The 20,939-nt window shown below is 60.0% G+C and carries 20 protein-coding genes; 6 read left to right on the top strand and 14 right to left on the bottom strand.

Going from position 1 to position 20,939, the window contains the following annotated elements:
- The first annotated feature begins 2 nt into the window (after positions 1 to 2).
- The 4 genes from P5706_RS25855 to P5706_RS25840 all read left to right on the top strand — a co-directional run bounded on the left by P5706_RS25855 (position 3) and on the right by P5706_RS25840 (position 3,848).
- Positions 3 to 1,148: a serine hydrolase domain-containing protein gene (locus tag P5706_RS25855; protein ID WP_285682905.1), complete on the top strand. Its 1,146-nt coding sequence runs from the start codon at positions 3 to 5 to the stop codon at positions 1,146 to 1,148.
- Positions 1,149 to 1,291: 143 nt separating this feature from the next.
- Positions 1,292 to 2,446, top strand: a complete 1,155-nt coding sequence (locus P5706_RS25850) for an OmpA family protein (protein ID WP_200434785.1) — start codon at positions 1,292 to 1,294, stop codon at positions 2,444 to 2,446.
- A gap of 27 nt (positions 2,447 to 2,473) precedes the next feature.
- On the top strand, positions 2,474 to 3,121 hold the full coding sequence (pdxH, locus tag P5706_RS25845) for a pyridoxamine 5'-phosphate oxidase (RefSeq protein ID WP_285682903.1): 648 nt from the start codon (positions 2,474 to 2,476) through the stop codon (positions 3,119 to 3,121).
- Between the two features lie 262 nt (positions 3,122 to 3,383).
- A complete protein-coding gene (locus P5706_RS25840; RefSeq protein ID WP_010176704.1) occupies positions 3,384 to 3,848 on the top strand; it encodes an outer membrane lipoprotein in 465 nt (154 codons plus the stop codon).
- Positions 3,849 to 4,587: 739 nt separating this feature from the next.
- Here P5706_RS25840 and P5706_RS25835 read toward each other — a convergent pair.
- Both P5706_RS25835 and nhaA read right to left on the bottom strand, forming a co-directional pair.
- On the bottom strand, positions 4,588 to 6,210 hold the full coding sequence (locus tag P5706_RS25835; protein WP_285682899.1) for a methyl-accepting chemotaxis protein: 1,623 nt from the start codon (positions 6,208 to 6,210) through the stop codon (positions 4,588 to 4,590).
- Between the two features lie 196 nt (positions 6,211 to 6,406).
- Positions 6,407 to 7,582 carry a Na+/H+ antiporter NhaA gene (gene nhaA / locus P5706_RS25830; protein ID WP_200433446.1) on the bottom strand — a complete coding sequence of 392 codons (1,176 nt, stop codon included), beginning with the start codon at positions 7,580 to 7,582 and terminating at the stop codon, positions 6,407 to 6,409.
- Between the two features lie 215 nt (positions 7,583 to 7,797).
- On the opposite strand from nhaA, the gene P5706_RS25825 reads away from it, so the two are divergent.
- Positions 7,798 to 8,892: a PLP-dependent cysteine synthase family protein gene (locus tag P5706_RS25825; RefSeq protein WP_285682897.1), complete on the top strand. Its 1,095-nt coding sequence runs from the start codon at positions 7,798 to 7,800 to the stop codon at positions 8,890 to 8,892.
- 83 nt (positions 8,893 to 8,975) lie between these two features.
- Here the strand turns inward: P5706_RS25825 and P5706_RS25820 are convergent, their stop codons facing one another.
- The 3 genes from P5706_RS25820 to P5706_RS25810 all read right to left on the bottom strand — a co-directional run bounded on the left by P5706_RS25820 (position 8,976) and on the right by P5706_RS25810 (position 12,065).
- Positions 8,976 to 10,589: an NAD(P)/FAD-dependent oxidoreductase gene (locus P5706_RS25820; RefSeq protein WP_285682895.1), complete on the bottom strand. Its 1,614-nt coding sequence runs from the start codon at positions 10,587 to 10,589 to the stop codon at positions 8,976 to 8,978.
- A 107-nt stretch (positions 10,590 to 10,696) separates the two neighbouring features.
- On the bottom strand, positions 10,697 to 11,368 hold the full coding sequence (locus P5706_RS25815) for a COG3650 family protein (protein ID WP_285682893.1): 672 nt from the start codon (positions 11,366 to 11,368) through the stop codon (positions 10,697 to 10,699).
- A 97-nt stretch (positions 11,369 to 11,465) separates the two neighbouring features.
- A complete protein-coding gene (locus P5706_RS25810; protein ID WP_285682890.1) occupies positions 11,466 to 12,065 on the bottom strand; it encodes a short chain dehydrogenase in 600 nt (199 codons plus the stop codon).
- A 105-nt stretch (positions 12,066 to 12,170) separates the two neighbouring features.
- On the opposite strand from P5706_RS25810, the gene P5706_RS25805 reads away from it, so the two are divergent.
- Entirely contained in the window at positions 12,171 to 13,085 is a 915-nt protein-coding gene (locus tag P5706_RS25805; RefSeq protein ID WP_200433451.1) for a LysR family transcriptional regulator, read from the top strand.
- Here P5706_RS25805 and P5706_RS25800 read toward each other — a convergent pair.
- From P5706_RS25800 to P5706_RS25760, 9 genes are all read right to left on the bottom strand, one after another.
- Complete coding sequence (locus tag P5706_RS25800; RefSeq protein WP_200433452.1) at positions 13,076 to 13,561, bottom strand: DoxX family protein; 486 nt, start codon at positions 13,559 to 13,561, stop codon at positions 13,076 to 13,078. The genes P5706_RS25805 and P5706_RS25800 overlap by 10 nt on opposite strands.
- A complete protein-coding gene (locus P5706_RS25795) occupies positions 13,558 to 14,334 on the bottom strand; it encodes an HvfC/BufC N-terminal domain-containing protein (RefSeq protein ID WP_285682887.1) in 777 nt (258 codons plus the stop codon). The genes P5706_RS25800 and P5706_RS25795 overlap by 4 nt, the downstream gene beginning before the upstream one ends.
- Entirely contained in the window at positions 14,331 to 15,218 is an 888-nt protein-coding gene (bufB, locus tag P5706_RS25790; RefSeq protein ID WP_200433454.1) for an MNIO family bufferin maturase, read from the bottom strand. Before bufB ends, P5706_RS25795 begins: the two co-directional genes overlap by 4 nt.
- A 23-nt stretch (positions 15,219 to 15,241) precedes the next feature.
- Positions 15,242 to 15,550, bottom strand: a complete 309-nt coding sequence (locus tag P5706_RS25785; protein WP_200433455.1) for a BufA1 family periplasmic bufferin-type metallophore — start codon at positions 15,548 to 15,550, stop codon at positions 15,242 to 15,244.
- A gap of 290 nt (positions 15,551 to 15,840) precedes the next feature.
- Positions 15,841 to 16,542 carry an ABC transporter ATP-binding protein gene (locus P5706_RS25780; protein ID WP_017137209.1) on the bottom strand — a complete coding sequence of 234 codons (702 nt, stop codon included), beginning with the start codon at positions 16,540 to 16,542 and terminating at the stop codon, positions 15,841 to 15,843.
- 1 nt (position 16,543) lies between these two features.
- Complete coding sequence (gene livG, locus P5706_RS25775) at positions 16,544 to 17,311, bottom strand: high-affinity branched-chain amino acid ABC transporter ATP-binding protein LivG (RefSeq protein WP_200433456.1); 768 nt, start codon at positions 17,309 to 17,311, stop codon at positions 16,544 to 16,546.
- Positions 17,308 to 18,561, bottom strand: coding sequence for a high-affinity branched-chain amino acid ABC transporter permease LivM (locus P5706_RS25770; RefSeq protein WP_285682883.1), 1,254 nt, complete (start codon positions 18,559 to 18,561; stop codon positions 17,308 to 17,310). The genes livG and P5706_RS25770 overlap by 4 nt, the downstream gene beginning before the upstream one ends.
- Positions 18,558 to 19,481, bottom strand: coding sequence for a high-affinity branched-chain amino acid ABC transporter permease LivH (livH, locus tag P5706_RS25765; protein ID WP_017479358.1), 924 nt, complete (start codon positions 19,479 to 19,481; stop codon positions 18,558 to 18,560). The genes P5706_RS25770 and livH overlap by 4 nt, the downstream gene beginning before the upstream one ends.
- Positions 19,482 to 19,708: 227 nt before the next feature.
- Positions 19,709 to 20,836: a branched-chain amino acid ABC transporter substrate-binding protein gene (locus P5706_RS25760; RefSeq protein WP_017137213.1), complete on the bottom strand. Its 1,128-nt coding sequence runs from the start codon at positions 20,834 to 20,836 to the stop codon at positions 19,709 to 19,711.
- Between the last annotated feature and the right edge of the window lie 103 nt (positions 20,837 to 20,939).

Genomic DNA, 20,939 nt, shown 5'->3' with positions numbered 1-20,939 from the left:
AGGTGCAGATTCAGGGTCATTACGAGCTCCAGTTCGAAGCGGTACGTGAAGCTTTTGCCGCGTTGTTCGATGACCCGCAGGAGCGTGGTGCCGGTCTGTGTATCCAGATCGGCGGCGAAACCGTTGTCGACCTGTGGGCCGGTACCGCCGACAAGGACGGTGCCGAGGCCTGGCATAGCGACACCATCGTCAACCTGTTCTCTTGCACCAAGACCTTCACCGCCGTCACGGCCCTGCAACTGGTTGCCGAAGGCAAGCTGAAACTGGATGCGCCAGTTGCCGACTACTGGCCCGAGTTTGCAGCGGCGGGTAAAGAAACCATCACGCTGCGCCAGTTGCTCTGCCACCAGGCCGGGCTGCCGGCGATTCGCCAGATGCTGCCGACCGAAGCCCTGTATGACTGGCCACTGATGGTCGACACCCTGGCGGCCGAAGCCCCGTGGTGGACGCCGGGCGAAGGGCACGGCTATGAGGCCATCACTTACGGCTGGCTGGTCGGCGAGTTGCTGCGCCGTGCCGACGGGCGTGGGCCGGGTGAGTCGATTGTGGCGCGGGTTGCGCGGCCATTGGGCCTGGACTTCCATGTCGGTTTGGCGGACGAAGAGTTTTATCGGGTTGCGCATATAGCGCGCAGCAAAGGCAATATGGGCGATGAAGCCGCGCAACGGTTACTTCAAGTAATGATGCGCGAACCTAATGCCATGACCACGCGTGCATTTGCCAATCCACCGTCTATTCTGACCAGCACTAATAAGCCTGAATGGCGGCGGATGCAGCAGCCAGCGGCAAATGGTCACGGTAATGCGCGCAGCCTGGCAGGTTTTTATAGCGGATTGTTGGACGGTAGTTTGCTCGAGAGCGACATGCTCGAACAATTGACCCGCGAACACAGTATCGGGCCAGACAAAACCTTATTGACCCAAACCCGTTTTGGTTTGGGTTGCATGCTGGATCAACCGCAACTGCCCAACGCGACTTTTGGCCTCGGCCCGCGTGCGTTTGGGCACCCTGGCGCTGGGGGCTCGGTGGGGTTTGCCGACCCGGAGCATGATGTAGCATTTGGTTTCGTGACTAATACACTGGGGCCTTACGTACTTATGGACCCACGTGCACAGAAGTTGGTCGGAATATTGGCCGATTGTCTGTAAAGAGCTTGCTGTTTCACATTTTTTTGTTACAAAGGCAACTATAAGAAGGCGCTGAACGAAATTTTGTAACTTTAATGTTCTGTAAGCGTCTGTTTAACGGGTCATCAAGACCCTCCGGTTTTTTCTCATTTTGTGGATATCTCATGTTATCGAACAAGTCCTTGGCACTGGCGCTGTGCCTCACTATTACTGGTTGCGCGCAAACTCCACAAAATGATGCCGAAGGTGGGCATTGGTGGTCATTTGGGTCTGACAAGGCTGCTACCAAGGACGCAGTGACCCAAACCGACGCCAAGCCGGATGCCAAGCCTGCCGCCGGCGCCAAGCCAGCCGCACCGGTAGCGGCCGCCGCTGCTCCAGCCCCGGCCCCGGTAGCCAAGGCTGACACCGGCTTCAACTGGTGGCCATTCGCTGCCAAAAGCGCCGACGAAAAGGCGGCGGATGCCAAGGCTGACCTGAAAGCCGACCTCAAGGCCGCAACCCCTGCTGCAACCCCGGACGCCGCGCCTGCTGTAGCCAAGACCGACACCGAAACCAAATGGTGGTGGCCGTTCGAAAGCAAGCCAAAGCCACTGGCCAAGGTCGATGTGACCAACGTACAGATGCCCGATCCGAAAATTACCCAGGCCTGGCTGGACGACTATGAGCCGCGCCTGCGTGCCGCCATTAAGGACAGCAACCTGCAACTGGAGCGTCGCGAGAACGTGCTGGTTGTGATCGCACCCGTAGATGGCTCCTACAACCCGAAACGCCCGGCGATGCTGCTGCCAGTCACCTTGGGCCCGTTCACCCGCGTTGCCAAGGCGGTTGAAGGCGATCCGAAGACTGCCGTACTGGTACTCGGCCACGTCGACACCAACGGTGCCGAGCCTGTGAGCCAGGCGTTGACCCGCGAGCGCGCGCAGTCCATCGCTTCGATTTTCAGCCTCAGCGGCTTGAAGCAGGACCGTCTGATGATGCGTGGCATGGGCGACCTTATGCCACGTGCCGCCAACGACAGCACCCAGGGCCGTGCGCTGAACCGTCGCATGGAAATCATGTTCACTCAGCGTACAACTATGTTGGCCCTGCTGAGCAAATACAACTCGGGCAAGCCACCGGTCGCTGAAATGGTTGCGGTACAGACTGCTCCAGCGCCTGTACCGGCTGCGGCGGCGAAAAAAGCTGCCCCGGCGAAAAAGGCCCCGGCCAAGAAAGCCGCCGCCAAGCCTGCTGCGAAAAAAGCCGCTGCCAAGCCAGCCGCGAAAAAAGCTGCACCGAAGGCCGACGCGCCCGCTAATGATCAGGCAAAAAACTGATCCGTTGAAACACAAGGATAAAGCCGCATGACCCAGGCACTGGCCGATATGCGCCGTGACTACACACGGGACGGTTTGAGCGAGGCCCAGGCCCCAAGCGAGCCGTTTGCGTTGTTCCACCAATGGTTTGGCGATGCGGTGAAAACCGAGCAGCCGCCGGTGGAGGCCAATGCCATGACCTTGGCCACGGTCGACCAGGACGGTCGCCCGCACTGTCGCATCCTGCTGCTCAAGGGCTTGGATGCACAGGGTTTTACCTTTTTTACCAACTATCAGAGTGCCAAGGGTGAACAGCTCGCGGCACGGCCTTTCGCGGCCATGACCTTTTTCTGGCCGACTCTGGAGCGCCAGGTGCGCATCGAAGGGCGGGTGGTCAAAGTCACGCCTGAGGAGTCGGATGCTTATTATCAGGTCCGGCCGCTGGGCAGCCGTCTTGGGGCCTGGGCTTCGCCGCAGAGCCGGGTTATCCGCGACCGTGAAGAGCTGCAGGATTTGCTCAAGGCCACCGAGCAGCGCTTCAGCGACACCCAACCCGACTGCCCGGAGCACTGGGGTGGCTATCGTTTGCTGCCCGAGCGCATCGAGTTCTGGCAAGGCCGCGCCAGTCGCCTGCATGACCGCCTGAACTATCGCCTGCAAGCAGGCGAGTGGACGCGCGAGCGTCTGGCGCCCTGAGTTTCACCTTTCGTCATTCCATCTGAATGCTGATCATCACGCCGAAGTCTCTACACAGAGGCTTCGGCGTTTTTGCGTGCGTGTCTACAATGAAGAGCGCTACCAGATGATTTTGGGACCAGAGTCAGAGCTACCGTTCGTCGAGTTTTCTGGTGCTGGCAGTCTGTACTAAGGCTGAATGAAAGCAATTTTCTGGCGTGCTTGCCGTGACAGGCGCCAAGCAGCGGCGTCTAATGAATACCTGTCCTTTGGAGTTGATGCTATGCGTAAGTCCGTTTTACTAGTTGCCTGCTTTACCACCCTGTCGTTGTTGTTGGGTGGCTGCGCCTCGAGTCTGACCGGCGACTCGTACTCCCGTGACGAGGCGCGTCGTGTACAGACCGTGCGCATGGGCACCATTGAATCCCTGCGACCGGTAAAAATCGAAGGCACCAAGACCCCAATCGGCGGTGTTGCCGGTGCAGTGGTCGGCGGCGTTGGCGGCAGCGCGATCGGCGGTGGCCGTGGCAGTATCGTCACTGGCGTAATCGGCGCGGTTGCGGGTGGCCTGCTGGGTTCCGCTGCAGAAGAAGGCTTGACCCGTACCCAGGGTGTTGAAGTTACCGTTCGCGAAGACGACGGCAGCATGCGCGCCTACGTGCAGGCCGTTGACCCTAACGAAGTCTTCCGCATCGGCGACCGCGTGCGCATCATGACGGTTAACGGCACCAGCCGTGTAACGCGCTAAGCGCTGGTTGTAGAAACGCAAAACCCCAACCGGGTGACGGGTTGGGGTTTTTTATTGCCTGCGTTTTTTTGAGAAAATGCAGGCGATAAAAAACCATGGCTAAGTTTGCCTGTGGCGAGGGAGCTTGCTCCCGTTGGACTGCGTAGCAGTCCCATGTTTTTAAAGCAAAGAGCAGGGGCCGCTACGCGACCCAGCGGGAGCAAGCTCCCTCGCCACAGGTACAGTGTTCGGGCAGGCATTCACGCACTCACTTCACACCTGAAAAGTGCTTCACCATCGTATTCAACTCATGCGCCAGGCTGGCAAGCGATTGCAAAACCCCAACGGGGTGACGGGTTGGGGTTTTTTGTTGTAAACCATGTCTAAGTTTGCCTGTGGCGAGGGAGCTTGCTCCCGTTGGACTGCGTAGCAGTCCCAAGCTTTTAAAGCAAAGAGCAGGGGCCGCTACGCGACCCAGCGGGAGCAAGCTCCCTCGCCACAGGTACAGTGTCCGGGCAGGTATTCACGCGGTTACTTCACACCTGAAAGTGCTTCACCATCGTATTCAACTCATGCGCCAGGCTGGCAAGCGATTGCAAAACCATGTCTAAGATTGCCTGTGGCGAGGGAGCTTGCTCCCGTTGGACTGCGTAGCGGTCCCATGCTTTTAAAGCAAAGAGCAGGGGCCGCTACGCGACCCAGCGGGAGCAAGCTCCCTCGCCACAGGTACGGTGTCCGGGCAGGCATTCACGCACTCACTTCACACCTGAAAGTGCTTCACCATCGTATTCAACTCATGCGCCAGGCTGGCAAGCGATTGCGAAGCGGCGGTGGTCTGAGTCGAGCCTTCAGCGGACTGAATCGACAGCTGTTGAATGTTCAGCAAGTTGCGATCCACCGCCCGGGCAACGTCAGCTTGCTCCGCCGCCGCTGTGGTAATCACCAGGTTGCGGTTGTTGATCTCGTCATTGGCGGCAAGAATATCCGCCAGCGCTTGCTGCGCCAGTTCGGCCAGGCCAATGGTTTGCTGGGTCATGGTGCTGCTGTCGAGCATGGTGTTGACGGTGCTGGCGGTGTTGGTCTGGATGCTGCCAATCATCTGTTCGATTTCTTGGGTCGACTGCGCGGTGCGATGGGCGAGGGCGCGTACTTCGTCGGCGACCACGGCAAAACCACGGCCGGCATCACCGGCGCGAGCCGCTTCGATGGCTGCGTTCAATGCCAGCAAATTGGTTTGCTCAGCAATGGTGCGGATAACGTCGAGTACTTTGCCGATGCCTTTGGCCTGCTCGGCCAAGCCGCCTACCTGGTCGGAGCTGACTTGCACGCCACGGGTCAGGGCCTGGATAGAAGTGAGCGCCTCGAGCATGCGTTGCTGGCCTTTCAAGGCGATACTGCGCGACTCCTGGGACAGGTCGGAGGTGGTGGCGGCATTCCGGGCGACCTCTTCAATGGCGGCGGTCATCTCGGTGACGGCCGTGGCGGCCTGCTCGATCTCGCCATGTTGCTGTTGCAGGTCGCGGCTGCCTTCGGCGGTGACCGCGTTCAGCTCCTCGGCCGCGGCTGCCAGTTGGCTCGACGAGCCGGTTATTTGCCGCAGTGTCTGCACCAGGTTGTTGCGCATGGTCTCTTGTGCCCGCAACAGGCGTGTGGCTTCGTCATTGCCGGTTGGGTTGATGGGCTGGGTGAGATCGCCCTTGGCGATGGTTTCAGCCACCCGTACCGCCTCAATGATGGGGCCGGTAATGCTGCGGGTCAGCAGCCAGGCCACCAGCACCGTGCCGCCACTCACCAGCACGATAACGATGGCGATACCGCCCACGGCATGCTGGTACGCGGCCACGGAAGTCTGGCCGGCAAGTTCCGCGCCCTTGTTGGCGAGGTCGATCAACTGATCGAAGTTCTTGGTCATCTGCTCATAGCTTTCTCGGATGCTGTTGAGAAAGTCACGGGCACCCGCCTTGTCGCCTGAACGCGAGCGTTTGAGCATCTCGGTGTGGTTCTTGGCGTACCCTTCCAGGCTTTGGTTGAACACCTCCAGACGCGATTTTTCCTCCGGCGTGCGCAGCAGCGCTGCATATTGAGCCAGTTGCTCCTTGACGCTCTTCAGGCGACCGGCGGATTTGTCTTCGTACGTCTGCATGTCGGCGTCGCTGGCGGACAGGATGTGCGCCATTTCCCCCAAGCGAAAACGATCCAGCGAGGCATTGGCCAGGGCCAGAATCCTCACGCGCTGCATCCAGTTGTTTTGGATGTCGGCAGCCTGGGACTGCACTTCGCCGATCTGCTTGAGCGCAAACAGGCCGAGAAACACACTCAGCGACGCAATAGCAGCGAAGCCGATGAAGGCTCTGGCCGCGATTCTTATATTTCTCAGGAACATGGGTTTTCGCTCGGGCTGGGAACGCGTTGAAGAGCTGTGTCGGGCGGATGCCCCAGGCGGGGCAGGCGAATCGCCACAATCCTTAGTCGGCGGCCTGGGCAAAGTCTTTAGGCGTTGCGCGAAAGTGTCATCTTCGGCAAAAGAAAAACCCCAACCGGGTAACCGGTTGGGGTTTTTTTTGGGGCTTTCAGAGCGCTCAGGCTTTCTTGCGACTCGCCAGCGCTGTGACCGCATAGCCAATACAGGCTGCCAGGATCGACCCGGTCAGGATGCCCATTCGGTCCTCACCCGCGAACTCACTGGCGCCCGGCACAAACGCCAGGGAGCCGACAAACAGGCTCATGGTGAAGCCGATGCCGCACAGGATCGCCACACCCAGCACCTGGCCCCAGTTGGCGCCGCTGGGCAGGCTGGCGATACCGGTCTTGATGGCCAGCCAAGTCAGGCCGAACACACCGATGGTCTTGCCGATCAGCAGGCCGGCGGCGATGCCCATGGGCACGTGGTGAGTGAAGCTGTCCAGGGTGACCCCGGTCAGCGACACGCCAGCGTTGGCGAAGGCGAACAACGGCAGGATAGCGTAGGCCACCCACGGGTGCAGGGCGTGCTCCAGGGTCAGCAGTGGCGAGGGTTCGGCATTTTTGGTGCGCAGTGGAATGCAGAACGCCAAGGTCACCCCGGCCAGGGTGGCGTGCACGCCACTCTTGAGCACGCAGACCCACAGGATCAAGCCGATGATCATGTACGGGCCGAGTTTGACCACGCCCAGGCGGTTCATCGCGATCAAGGCGACCAGGCACGTGGCCGCGCCCGCCAAGGCTGCATTCGACAGTTCGGCGGAGTAGAACACCGCGATGACGATGATAGCGCCCAGGTCATCAATGATGGCCAGGGTCATCAGGAACAGCTTGAGTGACACCGGCACACGTTTGCCGAGCAGGGCCAGGACGCCGAGTGCGAAGGCGATATCGGTGGCCATCGGGATTGCCCAGCCGGCGAGTGCGGCGGGGTTGTCCTTGTTCAGGGCCCAGTAGATCAAGGCCGGCACCACCATGCCGCCAATCGCGGCCGCGCCCGGCAATACCACTTGCGATGGCTTGGACAGGTGGCCGTCGAGCAGTTCGCGTTTGACCTCCAGGCCGATCAGGAGGAAGAACAGCGCCATCAGGCCATCGTTGATCCACAGCAGCGCTGGCTTGGCGATTTGCAGCGCGCCGACCTGCGCCACCACAGGGGTGTCGAGGAAGGCGCCGTAGAGGTGCGCCAACGGCGAGTTATTGATGATCAGCGCCAAAGCGGCAGCGGCGATCAATAACAGACCACTGGCGGCTTCCAGCTGGAAGAAACGGGTAAAAGTGCTACGCAGAGGCAAGGGATGCTCTCCAATAAGGTTCAATAGGTGGGTACCCTAACCCGTACTGTTAGTTGTTAAAACAAAAGTTATATTCTTATTTGTTATAAGCAGCGGACCAGATCGACGTTGCGCCTAAGCCTAGCAATTGTGTGTCTAATTGAGTCGTCGCTGTATCTGTGTGGAGTGTAGGAAACCCCCTAAAATCGGGACTGAAACCCTTAGAGACTCACCTCATGAACGACCACCGTACCTGGGCTCGCGAAGCCATCCGCATCATTGAAGCGGACTTCCAGCGCAGCGCCGACACGCACCTCATCCCTCTGCCATTGCCGGGGTTGCCGGGTATCGAGTTGTACTTCAAGGATGAGTCCAGCCACCCCACCGGCAGCCTCAAACATCGGCTGGCGCGTTCGCTGTTTCTGTATGCGCTGTGTAATGGCTGGCTCAAGCCGGGTGCGCCGGTGATCGAAGCGTCCAGTGGCTCTACTGCGGTGTCGGAGGCGTATTTTGCGCGCTTGCTTGGCCTGCCTTTTATCGCGGTGATGCCGGCCACCACCTCCCAGGCGAAGATCGACCAGATTGCCTTCTATGGTGGCAAGAGCCATCTGGTAAAGGACCCGACGCAGATCTACGCCGAGTCCGAACGCTTGGCGAAGGAAAGTGGCGGTCACTTCATGGACCAGTTCACCTACGCCGAGCGCGCGACGGACTGGCGGGCCAACAACAACATCGCTGAGTCGATTTTCCAGCAGATGCGTTTTGAGCATTACCCGGAGCCGAGCTGGTTGATTTCCAGCCCCGGCACCGGTGGTACCACGGCGACCCTGGGCCGCTACGTGCGTTATCGCCAGCATTGCACCCGCGTGCTGTGTGCCGATGCCGAGCGTTCGGTGTTTTTTGACTACTACCAGACGGGCGACGCCAGCTTGCGTCTGGAGTGCGGTTCACGCATCGAAGGGATTGGCCGGCCACGGGTCGAGGCGTCGTTTTTGCCCAAGGTGATTGATGCGATGGTCAAGGTGCCGGATGCGCTGTCATTGGCGGCCATGCATTACCTGGCCGAGCGGTTGGGGCGGCGGGTGGGCGGTTCCAGCGGGACTAACCTGATCGGTGCTTTGGTCGCGGCGCTGCAGATGAAGGCGGCGGGGGAGTCGGGGTCGATCGTGGCGATCTTGTGTGATGGGGGCGAGCGGTATGCGAACACATACTACGATCAGGCGTGGTTGGCGCAGCAGGGCTATGAACTCAGCGGCTTGATTGCAGCCGTGGCGGCCAGTGTAGAGAAGGGCGAGCCGTTGCCTGCCAGCGTCCTGCGCGCCAATATCTGACACACCCCATAAACCAATGTGGGAGCTGGCTTGCCACTGCAAGCCAGCTCCCACATTTGATCCGGGTTGGCTGTAAGAAGTGCTTAAGCCTCAATACCCAGCATATCCCGCGCCAGCGCCTCGGCAATCCGAATTCCGTCAACGCCCGCCGACAGGATGCCACCGGCGTAACCGGCGCCTTCACCGGCCGGGAACAAGCCTTTCACGTTCAGGCTCTGCATCGATTCGTTACGGGTGATGCGCAGCGGCGACGAAGTGCGGGTCTCGATACCGGTCAGCACCGCATCGTGCAGCGAGTAGCCTTTGATCTGCTTCTCGAACGCAGGCAGCGCTTCACGAATCGCCTCGATGGCGAAGTCCGGCAAGGCCAGGGCCAAATCACCCAGAGCCACACCCGGTTTGTACGACGGTTCCACACTGCCAATGGCGGTGGACGGCTTACCAGCAATGAAGTCGCCCACCAGTTGCGCCGGTGCCTCGTAGTTGCTGCCGCCGAGGATGTAGGCGTGGGACTCCAGGCGCTCCTGCAATTCGATACCGGCCAGCGGGCCACCCGGGTAATCCACCTCAGGCGTGATGCCAACCACGATGCCGGAGTTGGCGTTGCGCTCGTTCCGCGAGTATTGGCTCATGCCATTGGTGACCACGCGGTTCGGCTCGGAAGTCGCCGCCACCACGGTGCCGCCCGGGCACATGCAGAAGCTGTAGACCGAACGGCCGTTCTTGGCGTGGTGTACCAGTTTGTAGTCGGCGGCGCCCAGTTTCGGGTGCCCGGCGTATTTGCCCAGGCGCGCTGCGTCGATCAGTGATTGCGGGTGTTCGATACGGAAACCCACCGAGAACGGCTTGGCTTCCATGTACACGCCGCGGCCGTGCAGCATGCGGAAGGTGTCGCGGGCGCTGTGGCCCAGGGCCAGGATCACGTGCTTGGAGAGGATCTGCTCGCCACCGTCGACGACCACGCCGTGCAACTGGCCGTCTTCGATCAGCACATCAGTGACGCGCTGCTCAAAACGCACTTCACCGCCGAGGGCGATGATCTGCTCGCGCATGTTTTCCACCACGCCGGTGAGGCGGAAGGTGCCGATGTGCGGCTTGCTGACGTAGAGGATTTCTTCCGGCGCGCCAGCCTTGACGAACTCGTGCAGCACTTTACGACCGTGGAACTTCGGGTCCTTGATCTGGCTGTAGAGTTTGCCGTCGGAAAAGGTCCCGGCACCGCCTTCGCCAAATTGCACATTGGACTCGGGGTTGAGCACGTTTTTGCGCCACAGGCCCCAGGTGTCTTTAGTGCGTTGGCGCACTTCCTTGCCGCGTTCGAGGATGATCGGCTTGAAGCCCATCTGCGCAAGCAACAGCCCGGCGAAAATGCCGCAGGGGCCAAAACCCACCACGATCGGCCGTTCAACCAGGCCTTGCGGCGCCTGGCCTACCACTTTGTAGCTGACGTCCGGTGCCGGGTTGATGTTGCGGTCATCGGCGAACTTGAGCAACAGGGCGCCTTCACCCTTTACGTTCAGATCGATGGTGTAGATAAAGCACAGCTCCGACGATTTCTTGCGCGCGTCGTAGCTGCGTTTGAACAGGGTGAAATCGAGCAGGTCATCACTGGCGATGCCCAGGCGCTGCACGATGGCAGGCCGCAGGTCTTCTTCGGGATGGTCGATGGGCAGCTTGAGTTCGGTGATTCGTAACATGACGGTATCCGGTAGGCGGCGGGCTTCGATGCCGGCTGTTTTGCAAACCGGCGATTATAAGCCCCAAAGGCTGTTTCCCGTCATGTTAAAACAGCCCCTGGGCCGAATCAGTCGTCCCGCGAGCCGCCGAATGACGCACAACCGCGCTGGACCTGACCATTGACCCGCAACTCGGCGGTCATGTGCTGCAAGCTGCCGCTGACGGCATCGATGCAGCGCTGTGGAGCTACCCACAGTTCGATGTGCTGGTTATTGGCTTCGGTCATCAGGTTGAAACGGCCGTCACCCAGTTGCTCTTCAACAAAAGGTACTGCCAGTGGCGGCTGGCCTTCGCGCTCCAGCACCATGCCTTTGCCGGTGACGTTCATCGCCCAGGCCGGTTTATGGCCATTGGCCCGCAGAATCATGCGTTTGAAATCGGGGTCGTTGCAGGCCGAGGTCGAGCGCTCTACGCGATACAGTTGTTGCAGGTCGACCGAACCCTGGGTGCCGCTGGCAACCCCGGAAAACTTGCCACGCAAATCGGCAAACAGCACCCCTTGCTGACCGGCCAGCGACGCGGCCTCCTGCAGCACGCTGGTGCCGCCGGTGTCGTTGACCACGTAGTTGCGTTTGTCGCCGCACGGCTGGAACAACAGTTTGCCGCCCACTGCCGTCAGTTCACCCTGCATGCGGGTCATTCCGACGGTAGACGGTTTGGCCGGCTCGTTCTCGAACATCTGGCAAGCGGTGAACAGGGACAGCAGGGCAAATAAAGCAAGGGTACGGGCGGCGCGCATTATCGGGTCTCCAAACAAGTGCCGCCACGTTACGCAGGCTCGCACCGCACCACAAGCCCGTTCGCCGGGTTCAGGCGATTCTGACAGACGCAAGATTTCAGCCAACGATGAAGGTCTGACCGGTCTGCAAGCCCTCGACACTTTTCGCGTAGGCCAGCGCCACATCTGCGCCCGGAGCCGGTTTGTAGCCGCGGAAGTACGGGGCGTAGCTGCCCATGGCTTCGAGCAGGACGGTCGGGCTCACCGAGTTGATGCGCAAGCCGCGTGGCAGTTCGATCGCCGCCGCCTTGACGAAGGCATCCAATGCGCCGTTGACCAATGCGGCAGAGGCGCCGGTGCGGATCGGATCGCGGTTGAGAATGCCGCTGGTGAAGGTGAACGAAGCACCGTCGTTGGCGTATTCGCGGCCGATCAGCAGCAGGTTGACCTGGCCCATCAGCTTGTCACGCAGGCCCAGTTCAAAGTCGGCTTCGCTCATATCACCCAATGCCACGAAATTCACACTGCCGGCCGCGCAAACCAACGCGTCGAACTTGCCGGTCTGTTCGAATAGTGTGCGGATCGACGCGCTGTCGCTGATATCCACCTGGAAGTCGCCGCCGCTACGGCCAATGCTGATCACCTCGTGACGCTGCGCCAGTTCCGCCTTGACCGCTGAGCCGACCGTGCCGCTGGCACCAATCAATAGGATTTTCATCGTGCTGTTCCTCCAGGGGATTAAGTGAGGTTTCAGTCTAGGGTGGCTTTTTAAGCGGATAAACGTGCTAATAGGCAACTTTTGGTTTTCAATTGGAAACAATCCATGAGCGAAATGGATGACCTGGCGGCTTTTGCCGTACTGATCGAGGCGGGCAGTTTTACCCTGGCGGCGGAGCAATTGGGCTGCAGCAAGGGCCAATTGTCCAAGCGCATCAGCCAATTGGAAGCGCAGTTTTCAGTGGTGTTATTGCACCGCACCACGCGCAAACTCAGCTTGACCGCCGCTGGCGCGGCGTTGTTGCCCCAGGCTCAGGCGCTGGTGGCCCAGGTGGAGCGCGCCCGTCAGGCGTTGGCGCGGCTCAAGGACGATTTGGCTGGGCCGGTGCGTATGACCGTGCCGGTGTCGCTGGGAGAAACTTTCTTTGATGGCTTGCTGCTGGAGTTCACCCAGCAATACCCGCAGGTGCAGATCGAACTTGAACTGAACAACAGCTACCGCGACCTGGCGCGCGATGGCTTCGATTTGGGCGTGCGCATGGGGGCGATGGACAACGAGCGGCTGGTGGCCAAGCCACTGCTGGCCTGGCATGAGATGACCTGCGCCAGCCCGGCCTATCTGGAGCAGCATGGCGAACCGCTGACGCCTGCGGATCTGGCTACGCACACCTGCCTGCTTAACAGCCACTACAGCGGGCGCGAAGAATGGCTGTATCACCAGCAACATGAACTGCTGCGGGTACGGGTCAGCGGTACCTTCGCTTCCAACCACTACAACCTGTTGAAAAAAGCCGCCCTGGTGGGCGCCGGCATCGCCCGTCTGCCGTCCTACGTGTTACCGGCGGAACTGGCCGACGGGCGCTTGCGCTGGCTACTGCGTGATTACCAAACGCGCAGCATGCCGATGTACCTGGTGCATCCTTATCAAGGTGGCCTGCCGCGCCGAACCCAAGTATTAGCCGACTACTTGGTGGACTGGTTCAGACGCAGCGGCGAAGCCCTGGATCGCCTTCAGCGGTAGCGGCGCGCGATCAGGTGATCGATCGACAGGCAGCCTGGGCCTTTGGCGACCAACAGCAGCAGCAACGCGATCCAGGTGCCGTGGGTCGGGTAGGCTTCCGGGTAGACGAACAGCTGAATGGTCAAGGTCATGCCGATCAGTGCCAGGGCCGAGAAGCGCGTGGCAAAACCCACCAGGATCAACACCGGGAAAAAGTGCTCGGCAAATGCCGCCATGTGCGCGGCCACTTCCGGCGACAACAAGGGCACGTGGTACTCGCTGCGAAACAGCGGCAGGGTCGAAGCCGCCAGCTTGGGTTCGCCCAATTGGAAGGTGCCGTTGATGATATCAATGGCAAAACCTTCGACTTTGGTCTGGCCGGACTTCCAGAACACCGCCGCGATGGAAAACCGTGCGAGAAAGGCGATCAGGCTGTAGGGGATTTTTTCGAACAGAGCGATGGCCCGTTTTACCAGGCAAGTAAGCGAAGTGTTCATGGCGATTCCTTTTGTTCTGTGTGCAAATGAGTGATGGCGTCGTGGCTGATCAGCAGCGTCAGGCAGTGGTTGAGGTCGAATTCGGCCGACGCTTCAAGCGCCTGCTCTACTGCCATTTCCAGGCCTGATCCCTGAATAAGGCTGTTGATAAACGCCACCGAACCGCTGTCGATGGCGAAGACCTTGACCGCCAGGCCCTGGCGCAACACCAGTGCACTTTGGGCGTACCAAGGGTTCAAGGTGGCGATGGCGCCTTCGGTCTGGTGCGCGGCCCATACCGCAACCACGGCGTAGGGTGAATGCAAGGTGGCCAGGGATGGATGCAGGTGCAGGCGTAGTTGCCCCAGGTCGATGGGACCTTGCAGTTGTTCAAGGATGGCCTGTTGGTTCAGTGGCTGGCTGTCTGCGGCGTGATAAGCACGTACCCGCAAGCGTTCCAGGCGTGCGACGTCCGCCAGGTAAGGCACGCTCGCTGCCGGCTCGAACGCCTGGATGAACGCGGCAAACGTGCTGCCGTACTCGCTGATCAGCGGGCTGTCGGGCGGGCTGGCTTGCACGTATAGGCTGGCCATCGCGCGGAAAAACTCATCACCCACCAATTGCAGCGTCACCGGGTAAGCGGCGGCGAGCGCGTTGATCAGCGAGCTGTGGACATTGTTTCGATACACCGCGAAACGGCTGGCCGGGTCGGCGCCGTTGCTGCTGAACAACCCATCGGGGCAGGCTTGGTCGGAATCGAGCAAGGCGCCGGCAAATGCAGCTTGATCGCTCATAGCTTCAATACCTTCGCCTGTGACAAATGCCAGTCGGCGTGTTGGGCTTCGGCGTGCAACACGCTGAAGGCGGGCACCTGGTTGTCCCGCTCGATCAGCGTGGCCACCGGGCCGGTGTGCTTGAGTACGTGTTCATAGAGCTGCCACACCGCGTTATCGATGGGCGCGCCATGGTCATCAATCAGCAGGCGGTCGCCCAGGCTGTCGGTGTCTTCGGCAAAACCGGCCAGATGAATCTCACCGACGGCCTTCAACGGCAGTGCATGGAGGTAGGCCAGTGGGTCGCGCTGATGATTGATGCACGACACATAGACGTTGTTGACGTCCAGTAACAGCCCGCAACCGGTGCGCCGGATGATCTCGCTGATGAAGTCCGTCTCGTCCAGGGTCGAGCGTTGAAATTGCAGGTACGTCGAGGGGTTCTCCAGCAGCATCGGCCGCTTGAGGGTGCTTTGTACCTGATCGATATGCTCGCACACCCGGTGCAGGGTCGCGGCGTCGTAGGCCAGCGGCAGCAAGTCATTGAGGAACACCGGGCCGTGGCTGGACCAGGCCAGGTGTTCGGAAAAAGAGTGGGGTTGATAGCGTTCGATCAGCGTGGCCAACCGTGCCAGGTGCTCACGATTAAGCGGGCCTTCGCCGCCGATGGACAGACCCACGCCATGCAATGACAGTGGGTACTGTTCGCGTATCAAGCCCAGGTAGTGATGAAACGGGCCGCCGGCGACCATGTAGTTTTCGGCGTGCACTTCAAAAAAACCGATATCGGGCGAGGTCTCGAGCACTTCAAGAAAGTGCTCGTTCTTCAGCCCCAGCCCGGCCCGGTAAGGGAGGCCGGGCACCTGAGCCGGTGAGACCGTGTGCTGGGGTAAAAGCGTCATCATCAGTACTCAGGTTTTGCAGGGGTTCAGGACTTGGCGGTGAAGGCAGCTTCCTGGCCAAAACCGGTCGGCGAGGTGGCGCTTGGGGTCTTGCCGCAAGTGCCGGCTGGGACCAGTTTCCAGGCGTTGGCCTGGTCTTTGACTTTCGAGGTACCGGCGCAGGTAGTACCGGCGCCTGCAGCGCAATCGTTCTTGCCGGCTTCGGCGACACCAAAGCATTTGTCCATTTTTGCTTCGTCAGCGTGGGCCATGTTGGTCAGGGCGGAAAAGCTCAGGGCCGAACCCAGGGCCAGAACGAGGGTAGCGGCGGACAGCGAACGGGATTTAGTAGTCATGGTGTAACTCCAGCAGTGAGGTTGAGGTGGCAAGCATGTTTGCCTGCTTACTCCACTAGAGGTAGAGGGACGGATTTCGTTACAAGGCAGGCGAAAATAATTTCAAATAAAGCGAAATTTAAGGCTCATACAAAGCAAATGTGGGAGCGGGCTTGTGTGGGAGTCGGGCTTGCCCGCGATGCAAGCACCTCGGTGTGTCAGTCACACCGCAGTGATGCTATCGCAGGCAAGCCAGCTCCCACACAAGCCCGCTCCCACATTTTCAGATTGGTTCCTGCAGAAACCTTGTGTTAACCGCCCAGGTACGCTTCACGCACTTTCGGATCCGTGAGCAACTGCTCGCCGGTGCCCTGCATCACCACCCGGCCGTTTTCCAGCACGTAGGCGCGGTCGGCGATTTTCAGCGCCTGGTTGGCGTTCTGCTCCACCAGGAACACCGTCACACCGTCCTTGCGCAGTTGTTCGATGATATCGAAGATCTGTTGGATGATGATCGGTGCCAGGCCCAGTGACGGCTCGTCGAGCAGCAACAGCTTGGGCTTGCTCATCAGCGCCCGGCCGATGGCGAGCATTTGCTGCTCGCCGCCGGACATGGTGCCGCCGCGCTGGCTGAAGCGTTCCTTGAGCCTTGGGAACAGGTGCAGCACCTTGTCCATTTGCTCTTGGTAGTCGCCCTTGTCGGTAAAGAACCCGCCCATGGCCAGGTTCTCTTCCACGGTCAGGCGCGAGAACACACGGCGGCCTTCGGGCACCACGGCAATGCTCTTGCGCATGATCTCGGAGGAGGCCTGGCCTACCAGTTCTTCACCCATGTAGCGGATGCTGCCGCTGTGGGCCTGCGGTGAACCGCACAGGGTCATCAGCAAGGTCGATTTGCCGGCACCGTTGGCGCCGATCAGCGTGACGATTTCACCTTGGCGCACTTCCACGTTGACGCTGTGCAGCGCCTGGATCTTGCCGTAGAAAGTGGAAACGTTTTCGAATTGCAGCATTTTACGCTTCCCCCAAATAGGCTTTGATCACTTCCGGGTTGTCGCGGATCTGCTCCGGCGTACCGTTGGCCAATGGCGTGCCCTGGTTGATCACCACGATGTGGTCGGAAATGCTCATGACCAGTTTCATATCGTGTTCGATCAACAGCACCGTGGCGTTGTTTTCCTCACGCAGCACTGTGATCAGCGCCTTGAGGTCTTCGGTTTCCTTGGGGTTCAGGCCGGCGGCCGGTTCGTCGAGCATCAGGATCCGCGGGCGGGTCATCATGCAGCGAGCGATTTCCAGTCGGCGTTGTTGGCCGTAAGCCAGGGTACCGGCGGGGCGGTTGGCAAACTCGGTGAGGTTGACCTTGTCCAGCCAGTACGCCGCGTATTCCATGGCCTCGCGCTCGCTCTTGCGGAACGCCGGGGTCTTGAACAGGCCAGCAAAGAAGTTGGTGTTCAAGTGCCGGTGCTGGGCGATCAGCAGGTTTTCGACCGCCGTCATGTCCTTGAACAAGCGCACGTTCTGGAAGGTACGCACCACGCCCTTGCGGGCGATCTCGTGACCGGCCAAGCCCTGGATGGGTTGGCCATCCAGCAGGATGCTGCCACCGCTCGGCTTGTAGAAGCCGGTGAGGCAGTTGAACACCGTGGTCTTGCCGGCGCCGTTCGGGCCGATCAGCGCCACAACCTGTTTCTCTTTGACGGTCAGGGCCACGCCGTTGACCGCGAGCAAACCGCCGAAGCGCATGCTCAAATTGTCGACTTTCAGGATCTCGCGGCTCATTTGCGCAGCTCCATGTGTGGGCGTTGCATCGGCAGCAGACCTTGAGGACGCCAGATCATCATCAGCACCATCATGGCGCCGAACATCAACATGCGGTATTCGCTGAACTCACGCATCATTTCCGGCAGCAGGATCATCACGATCGCCGCCAGGATCACGCCCAGCTGCGAGCCCATGCCACCCAGTACCACGATGGCGAGAATGATCGCCGACTCGATAAAGGTGAACGACTCCGGAGTCACCAAGCCTTGGCGCGCGGCGAAGAAGCTGCCGGCAAAACCGGCGAAGGTTGCCCCGAGGGTGAATGCCGAGAGTTTGATGACGGTCGGGTTCATGCCCAGCGCACGGCAGGCGATTTCATCTTCGCGCAATGCTTCCCACGCACGACCGATCGGCATGCGCAGCAGGCGGTTGATCACGAACAGTGCCGCCAATGCCAGCAACAACGCCACCAGGTACAGGAACACCACTTTACTCACCGGGTTGTAGTCGATCCCGAAGTATTCGTGGAAGGTCTGCATGCCTTCGGCTGCGGTGCGGTCGAACGACAGCCCGAAGAACGTCGGCTTGGGGATGCTGCTGATGCCGTTGGGGCCGCCGGTGATATCGGTGAGGTTACGCAGGAACAGTCGGATGATTTCACCGAAGCCCAGGGTCACGATCGCCAGATAGTCACCGCGCAGGCGCAGCACCGGAAAGCCCAGCAGGAAGCCGAACGTGGCCGCCGCCATGCCAGCCAGTGGCAGGCAGATCCAGAAGCCCCAGCCCAGGTAGTGCGAGAGCAGCGCGTAGGTGTAGGCACCCACGGCATAGAAACCCACATAACCGAGGTCGAGCAGACCGGCCAGGCCCACTACGATGTTCAGGCCCAGGCCCAGCAACACGTAGATCAGGATCAGGGTGGCAATGTCGACGGCGCCGCGCGAGCCGAAGAACGGCCAAATAAGCGCGGCCACGACCAGGCCGATGATGATGTAGCGCTGGGTACGCGGCAGGGTCAGGAATTGGCTGACCTTGGGCGACACCAACGGGCCACGGTTGCCCTTGAGCAACGCACCGACCTGCTGGGTGAACAGCACGCGCAGGAACATCAGCACCGAGCACAGGGCGATGATGGTCAGGGTCACGGGACCGGTGCCATGCACTTCCAGGTTGATCCCGACAATGCTCAGCTTGAGGCCGAGTACCGGAAAGGCCACCGCCCAGACCAGCAAGGCGCTGAAAAACGCCGATTTAAGATATCTGCTCATACTTTCTCAACCTCCGGACGGCCCAAAATGCCGGTCGGACGGAACAACAGCACCAGAACCAACAGGCCGAACGCTACGACGTCCTTGTACTGGTCGCCGAACACGTCGGCGCCAAAGGCTTCAGCCACACCCAGCACCAGCCCGCCGAGCATCGCGCCCGGAATACTGCCGATGCCGCCCAAGACCGCCGCGGTAAAGGCCTTGAGCCCTACCAGGAAACCGGCGTTGGGGTTGATCACGCCGTACTGCATGCTCAGCAGCACCGCCGCAACGGCCGCCAATGCAGCACCGATCACGAAGGTCAGGGCGATGATGTTGTTGGTGTTGATGCCCAACAGGTTGGCCATCTTGATGTCTTCGGCGCAGGCCCGGCAGGCGCGCCCCAGACGGGAGCGGGAAATGAACAGGGTCAGGCCGAGCATCGCCACCAGGGTGACGACGAAAACCAGCACCTGCATGTAAGAAATCAGCACTTCTTGTGCGCCACCTGGGCCGAAGGAGAAGCTCCCCGGGATCAGGTTGGGAATGGACTTGTCCTTGGAGTCCTGGGACAGCAATACGGTGTTCTGCAGGAAAATCGACATGCCGATGGCGGAAATCAGCGGGATCAAGCGGTTGCTGCCACGCAAGGGGCGGTAAGCGACGCGTTCGATACTGTAGCCATAGGCACTGGTCACGACGATCGACGCCAGGAACGCGGCGGTCATCAACAGCGGCAGGGAGTGGATACCCAGCATGGCCAGCCCGGCAAGGGCGATGAAGGCCACGTAGGAACCAATCATGTACACCTCGCCATGGGCGAAGTTGATCATTCCAATGATGCCGTAAACCATTGTGTAGCCAATGGCTATCAAGGCATAGGTGCTGCCAACGGTCATCCCGTTAACCAGCGTTTGGAAAAAATGATAGATCTCAGGCATTACAGCGCTCCTAAAAACCCGATACGCATTTCACTGGTGGAGTCATTTCCGGCTCGGTGCCCTGCTCTATGATCAGGTTGCACGAAGCGTTTGCCAGCGAACCGCTGGTGACGGTTTTAAGATTTTCAGGTGAGCCAGCGCCCGGATCGCGGGTGACAGGCCCATAAACCTCGTAAAACAAAGCCCACTGCTCTCACAGTGGGCTTGTTGGACCAGTAACGCCTGGCTTACTGAGGGGAAACTTCGGTTTTTGGTTTACCGAAGTGCCATTCGTAGACCACGAATTTGAAGTCCTTCAGGTCGCCCTTGGCGTCGAAGCTCAGATCGCCGGTTGGGGTTTTGAAGGTGCCGGCGTGGATGGCAGCAGCCACTTTGGCGGTGTCTTCGCTTTTCGCGGCAGCGATACCGCCGGCGATCACTTCAACGGCCGAGTACGCTGGGAACACGAACGGACCGGTTGGGTCCTGCTTGTTCTTGGTGAACTCTTCAACGATGGCCTTGTTGGCCGGGTCGGTGTCGAAGGATTTCGGCAGGGTGACCAGCAGGCCTTCGGAAGCGCCCTGGGCGATTTGCGAGATGGAGTCGTTACCCACACCTTCTGGGCCCATGAACTTGGCGTTCACGCCTTTTTCCTTGGCCTGGCGCAGGATCAGGCCCAGCTCTGGGTGGTAGCCGCCGTAGTAGACGAAGTCGACGTTGGCTTGCTTGAGCTTCTGGATCAGCGAGCCGAAGTCTTTGTCGCCAGCGTTGATGCCTTCGAACAGGGCGACTTTCACGCCTTTTTTCTCGAGGGTCTGTTTAACGGCGGTGGCGATGCCTTCACCGTACTGCTGTTTGTCGTGGATAACAGCGACGACTTTTGGCTTCACGTGGTCGGCGATGTAGTTGCCGGCCGCTGGGCCTTGAGCACTGTCCAGGCCGATGGTGCGGAACACCAGCTTGTAGCCACGGGAAGTGATTTCCGGGCTGGTGGCAGCCGGGGTGATCATGATCACGCCTTCGTCTTCATAGATATCGGACGCTGGCTGAGTGGAGCTGGAGCAGAGGTGACCGACTACGAACTTGACGCCGTCGTTGACCACTTTGTTGGCTACGGCAACGGCTTGTTTTGGATCGCACGCATCGTCGTATTCTTTCGCTTCAAGCATTTTGCCGTCGACACCGCCCTTGGCGTTGATGTCAGCGATTGCCTGCTTGGCACCCATGAATTGCATGTCGCCGTATTGCGTCACTGGACCTGTCTTAGGGCCAGCGATACCGATCTTGATGGTGTCGGCTGCGAACGAATGGCCGGCAACCCCAGCCAGGACCATAGCGGCAAACAGTTTGGAAATCTGCTTAGTAGCCTTATTCATAGTGCTCCACTCTTACTGTTGTATTTTTTATAGTTCTAGCGGCCTTGTGAGCTGCAGAACCGGATCAGATATCGCGGATATCCCCCCGGCATTGCCCTGGCAA

Source organism: Pseudomonas sp. ChxA (assembly GCF_030263855.1).
GTDB lineage: Bacteria > Pseudomonadota > Gammaproteobacteria > Pseudomonadales > Pseudomonadaceae > Aquipseudomonas > Aquipseudomonas fluorescens_CB.
The sequence above is the reverse complement of the archived record's forward strand: the minus strand, read 5'-3'. Positions and strand labels throughout refer to the sequence as shown.

Bases quoted from the DNA above. Each gene is read 5' to 3' on its own strand.
- pdxH (WP_285682903.1), top strand. From the start codon at position 2,474: ATGACCCAGGCACTGGCCGATATGCGCCGTGACTACACACGGGACGGT.
- P5706_RS25820 (WP_285682895.1), bottom strand. From the start codon at position 10,589: ATGTTACGAATCACCGAACTCAAGCTGCCCATCGACCATCCCGAAGAA.
- P5706_RS25785 (WP_200433455.1), bottom strand. From the start codon at position 15,550: ATGACTACTAAATCCCGTTCGCTGTCCGCCGCTACCCTCGTTCTGGCC.
- P5706_RS25850 (WP_200434785.1), top strand. From the start codon at position 1,292: ATGTTATCGAACAAGTCCTTGGCACTGGCGCTGTGCCTCACTATTACT.
- P5706_RS25800 (WP_200433452.1), bottom strand. From the start codon at position 13,561: ATGAACACTTCGCTTACTTGCCTGGTAAAACGGGCCATCGCTCTGTTC.
- P5706_RS25835 (WP_285682899.1), bottom strand. From the start codon at position 6,210: ATGTTCCTGAGAAATATAAGAATCGCGGCCAGAGCCTTCATCGGCTTC.
- P5706_RS25805 (WP_200433451.1), top strand. From the start codon at position 12,171: ATGAGCGAAATGGATGACCTGGCGGCTTTTGCCGTACTGATCGAGGCG.
- P5706_RS25815 (WP_285682893.1), bottom strand. From the start codon at position 11,368: ATGCGCGCCGCCCGTACCCTTGCTTTATTTGCCCTGCTGTCCCTGTTC.
- P5706_RS25840 (WP_010176704.1), top strand. From the start codon at position 3,384: ATGCGTAAGTCCGTTTTACTAGTTGCCTGCTTTACCACCCTGTCGTTG.
- P5706_RS25780 (WP_017137209.1), bottom strand. From the start codon at position 16,542: ATGCTGCAATTCGAAAACGTTTCCACTTTCTACGGCAAGATCCAGGCG.
- P5706_RS25760 (WP_017137213.1), bottom strand. From the start codon at position 20,836: ATGAATAAGGCTACTAAGCAGATTTCCAAACTGTTTGCCGCTATGGTC.
- P5706_RS25810 (WP_285682890.1), bottom strand. From the start codon at position 12,065: ATGAAAATCCTATTGATTGGTGCCAGCGGCACGGTCGGCTCAGCGGTC.
- bufB (WP_200433454.1), bottom strand. From the start codon at position 15,218: ATGATGACGCTTTTACCCCAGCACACGGTCTCACCGGCTCAGGTGCCC.
- livG (WP_200433456.1), bottom strand. From the start codon at position 17,311: ATGAGCCGCGAGATCCTGAAAGTCGACAATTTGAGCATGCGCTTCGGC.
- P5706_RS25770 (WP_285682883.1), bottom strand. From the start codon at position 18,561: ATGAGCAGATATCTTAAATCGGCGTTTTTCAGCGCCTTGCTGGTCTGG.
- P5706_RS25825 (WP_285682897.1), top strand. From the start codon at position 7,798: ATGAACGACCACCGTACCTGGGCTCGCGAAGCCATCCGCATCATTGAA.
- P5706_RS25795 (WP_285682887.1), bottom strand. From the start codon at position 14,334: ATGAGCGATCAAGCTGCATTTGCCGGCGCCTTGCTCGATTCCGACCAA.
- livH (WP_017479358.1), bottom strand. From the start codon at position 19,481: ATGCCTGAGATCTATCATTTTTTCCAAACGCTGGTTAACGGGATGACC.